This is a genomic window from Pseudomonas edaphica (genome assembly GCF_005863185.1).
In the GTDB taxonomy this organism is placed as follows: domain Bacteria; phylum Pseudomonadota; class Gammaproteobacteria; order Pseudomonadales; family Pseudomonadaceae; genus Aquipseudomonas; species Aquipseudomonas edaphica.
This window is the reverse complement of record NZ_VBVZ01000568.1, coordinates 1-3,898: the sequence shown is the minus strand read 5'-3', so window position 1 is coordinate 3,898 and position 3,898 is coordinate 1. Positions and strand designations below refer to the sequence as shown.

Below are 3,898 nucleotides of genomic sequence, written 5' to 3'. Positions count from 1 at the left end.
CTCAGCCAATACGACACACCGACAACCAGCAACTTCTTCGCCGGGCTGTGCAATACCTTGGTGATGAGCGCGCTGGTGCCGTTCTTCTGGCAGGTCCCGACGTTGTGGCATGCCTGTTTGATGCTGGCGCTGGGCACTTGCGGCATGACCGCGCACTTGATGCTGACCCAGGCGTTCCGCTTCGCGGCGCCAGCCTTGCTGGCACCGTTTGGCTATTGCCAGATCGTGTTTGCGGGATTGTTGGGTTGGTTGGTGTTCAGCCATACCCCCGACGTGACCACGGTGGTCGGCATCGGGGTGATCTGCATGAGCGGGCTGGCCGCTGCCTGGCAGCAGCGGCGGCGGTGAGTTACACGTCGACTGTGGGAATCTTGCGCGGCGCCATGAAGTACATCCAGGTCAGCGCAATGAAATACATCGCCGGGATCAGGGTGAACAACACGGTGTAGTTGTTGTTGGTCACGGTAAGGATGTGCCCGACGACCTGGGTCATGAACATGCCGCCGATGGCCGCGCACATGCCGCCGAAACCGAACACCGTGCTCATCATGTGCTTGGGCGTGTAGTCCATCACCAGGCTCCAGATATTGGCAGTCCAGGCCTGATGCGCGCCGATCGCCAGGGAAATGGCGAACACTGCAACCCACAGCTGGCTGGAACCGGCAGCCATGATCACGCCAACGATGCAGCAGGCAAACAGCAGCATCGACAACAGCCGCGCCTTGATCGCATTCATCCCGCGGCCGATCAGGAATGACGACAGGATCCCGCCGCCCACACTGCCGAAGTCGGCGGTGAGGTAAATGATGATCAGCGGGATGCCCATCTGGGTCACGTTGATGCCCAGGTTGTATTGCTGGTTCAGGAACGGCGGCAGCCAATACAGGTAGAACCAGAACACCGGCGCGGTCATGGCGTAGGCGAGGGCGAAGGCCCAGGTGCCGCGCATGCGCAGGATGCGGCTGAACGGCACGCTTGGTTGCTCGGGTTCGGCTTCCTGTTGCACGTAGTCCAATTCGGATTGTTTGGCGGTCGGATGGTCTTCCGGGTTGTAGTACTTCAACCCCCAGAACACCAGCCAGATCGCGCCGAGTGCCGACATGCACAGGAACGCCGCCTGCCAGCCCCACACGTGCAGGATCAGCGGCAGCAGCATTGGGGTCATCATCGCGCCGACGTTGGTGCCGGCGTTGAAGATGCCGGTGGCCACTGCGCGCTCACCGGCCGGGAACCACAAACGCGTAGTCTTGACGCACGCCGGGTAGTTGGCGGCTTCGGTCAGGCCGAGGATAAAGCGGCAGACCATAAAGCCCACCGCCGAGGTGGCCAGGCCGTGGGCGCCGGTGGCCAGGCTCCACAGCAGCACGGCGCAGAAGAACACGCGCTTCACGCCCACACGGTCAATCAGCCGGCCTTGCAGCACAAAACCGATGGCATAACCGACCTGGAACCAGAAGTTGATGTTGGCGTAGTCCATCGCCGTCCAGCTCATCTCTTTGGCCAGGATCGGTTGCATCACGCCCAGGGCGGCGCGGTCGATGTAGTTCAGGGTGGTGGCGAAGAACACCAGGGCCAGCATGCCCCAGCGCGTTTTACCCACGGCCATGGCGCCACGGATCTTGTCGCCGATGCCGGCGTGCGGGTTGCCCGGGCGCGCGGCCAGAGCGGAGTTTTGCGAAGGCATGAGGTCGTACCCGTTTTTGAAATTTTTATGGTGTGTTCTGGGTCTTGGTGCAGGTTCGATGGTGCGCAGTGGTTAAAAAGTCGTCAATTCGCCAACAGGGCATAGTGTTCGGTAATCGCACGAAAAACTAACCGGTTCGTACATTTTAATTGCTGGGTGTAGGCTAGGGGCCAATAATTTGCTGCAAATAAAAACTGCCGGGAGTCGCCCATGCAACGTTCCATTGCCACTGTTTCCTTGAGCGGCACCCTGCCGGAGAAGCTCGAAGCCATCGCCGCTGCCGGGTTCGACGGGGTTGAGATCTTCGAGAACGACCTGTTGTATTACGACGGCAGCCCGCGGGAAGTTAGGCAGATGTGCGCCGACCTGGGCATTGCCATCACCTTGTTCCAGCCGTTCCGCGACTTTGAAGGATGCCGCCGCGACCGGCTGGCGCGCAACCTGGAGCGCGCCGAACGCAAATTCGATTTGATGCAGGAGCTGGGCACCGACCTGGTGCTGGTGTGCAGCAATGCCTCGGCAGATTGCGTGGGCGATGAGCGCATTTTGCTCGATGACCTCAGCTTGCTGGCCGAGCACGCCGGTCGCCGTGGTTTGCGTATCGGCTATGAAGCGCTGGCCTGGGGCAAACATGTGAACACCTGGCAGCAGGTGTGGAACCTGGTGCGCCAGGTCGATCATCCAAACCTGGGCGTGTTGCTCGACAGCTTCCACACGCTGTCGCTCAAGGGCGATCCTAGCGGCATCGCCGACATTCCCGGCGACAAGATCTTCTTTGTGCAAATGGCCGACGCGCCGGTCCTGGCCATGGATGTGCTGGAGTGGAGCCGGCATTTCCGCTGTTTCCCGGGGCAGGGCGAATTTGACCTGGCAGGTTTTCTCGCGCCGATCATCAAAAGTGGCTACACCGGGCCGTTGTCCCTGGAGATTTTCAACGACGGTTTCCGCGCCGCACCCACCCGCGCGAATGCGGCGGATGGCTTGCGTTCGCTGCTGTACCTGGAAGAGAAAACCCGTGAACGCCTCAAGCAGGAGGCGCCGGCTCAGCCCGTCGAGATTCTGTTTGATACCCCGGCAGCCAGCGAATACAACGGCATCGAATTCCTCGAGTTTGCCGTGGATGAAAGCCTCGGTGCCAAGCTGACCCACTGGCTGGAGCGCCTGGGGTTCGTCAAGGCGGGCCAGCACCGTTCCAAGAGCGTGAGCCTGCTGCGTCAGGGTGATATCAACCTGATCCTCAACTGTGAACCCTATTCGTTTGCCCACAACTTTTTCGAAGCCCACGGCCCGTCGTTGTGCGCCACGGCGATTCGGGTCAAGGACAGCGCCAAGGCGCTGGAGCGGGCCGTGGCCTACAAAGGCCAGCCGTATCGCGGGCTGGTCGGGCCTAACGAGCTGGAGCTGGCGGCGGTGCGTGCGCCAGATGGCAGCCTGATTTATCTGGTCGACCCTGCCGAGGGCGCGCTGTACGACACCGACTTCAACTTGCAAGCGGCAACGGCGTCCAGCGGCGGCCTGCTGCGCATCGACCATATGGCCATGGCCTTGCCGGCCGACAGCCTCGACAGTTGGGTGCTGTTCTACAAGAGCCTGCTGGATTTCGAAGCCGATGACGAAGTGGTGCTGCCCGACCCTTATGGCCTGGTGAAAAGCCGAGCGTTGCGCAGCCGTTGCAGCTCGATCCGCTTGCCGCTGAATATTTCCGAGAACCGCAACACGGCAATTTCCCACGCGCTGTCGAGTTATCGTGGTTCGGGCGTGCACCACATTGCTTTTGACTGCGCGGATATTTTCGCCGAGGTCAGCCGCGCCAAAGCGGCCGGCGTGCCGTTACTGGATATCCCGCTCAACTACTACGACGACCTGGCTGCACGGTTTGATTTCGACGATGAGTTCCTCAGCGAACTGGCGTACTACAACGTGTTGTACGACCGTGACGCTCAGGGCGGTGAGTTGTTTCATGTGTACACCGAGGCTTTTGAGGGGCGGTTTTTCTTCGAGATTATCCAGCGTAAGAACGGTTACGCCGGGTATGGCGCGGCCAACGTGGCGGTGCGCCTGGCGGCGATGGCCAAATCGCGCAGCGGTGCGGCACGTCAGGCGCGTTTATAACGGCCGGGTCAGGTGCTTCCTTCGGGAAGCGCCTCGGCCCATAATCGCCGCCTGCACAACAAAAATGGCCGTGAGCGCACCATGACCCTGACCCCCGACCTC

Annotated in this window: 2 protein-coding genes and 1 pseudogene; 2 read left to right on the top strand and 1 reads right to left on the bottom strand. The window is 61.1% G+C overall.

What is annotated here, in order from left to right:
* A pseudogene (locus FEM54_RS26650) lies at positions 1 to 348 on the top strand (DMT family transporter); the annotation flags it as partial.
* Between the two features lies 1 nt (position 349).
* Here FEM54_RS26650 and FEM54_RS26645 read toward each other — a convergent pair.
* Positions 350 to 1,684 carry an MFS transporter gene (locus FEM54_RS26645; RefSeq protein ID WP_017139332.1) on the bottom strand — a complete coding sequence of 445 codons (1,335 nt, stop codon included), beginning with the start codon at positions 1,682 to 1,684 and terminating at the stop codon, positions 350 to 352.
* A 210-nt stretch (positions 1,685 to 1,894) separates the two neighbouring features.
* Here FEM54_RS26645 and quiC point away from each other — a divergent pair, with 210 nt between their 5' ends.
* On the top strand, positions 1,895 to 3,796 hold the full coding sequence (gene quiC / locus FEM54_RS26640) for a 3-dehydroshikimate dehydratase QuiC (RefSeq protein ID WP_099547608.1): 1,902 nt from the start codon (positions 1,895 to 1,897) through the stop codon (positions 3,794 to 3,796).
* Positions 3,797 to 3,898: the final 102 nt, after the last annotated feature.

Excerpts from the sequence above, each read along its gene's own strand:
- FEM54_RS26645 (WP_017139332.1), bottom strand. The coding sequence starts at position 1,684 with ATGCCTTCGCAAAACTCCGCTCTGGCCGCGCGCCCGGGCAACCCGCAC.
- quiC (WP_099547608.1), top strand. The coding sequence starts at position 1,895 with ATGCAACGTTCCATTGCCACTGTTTCCTTGAGCGGCACCCTGCCGGAG.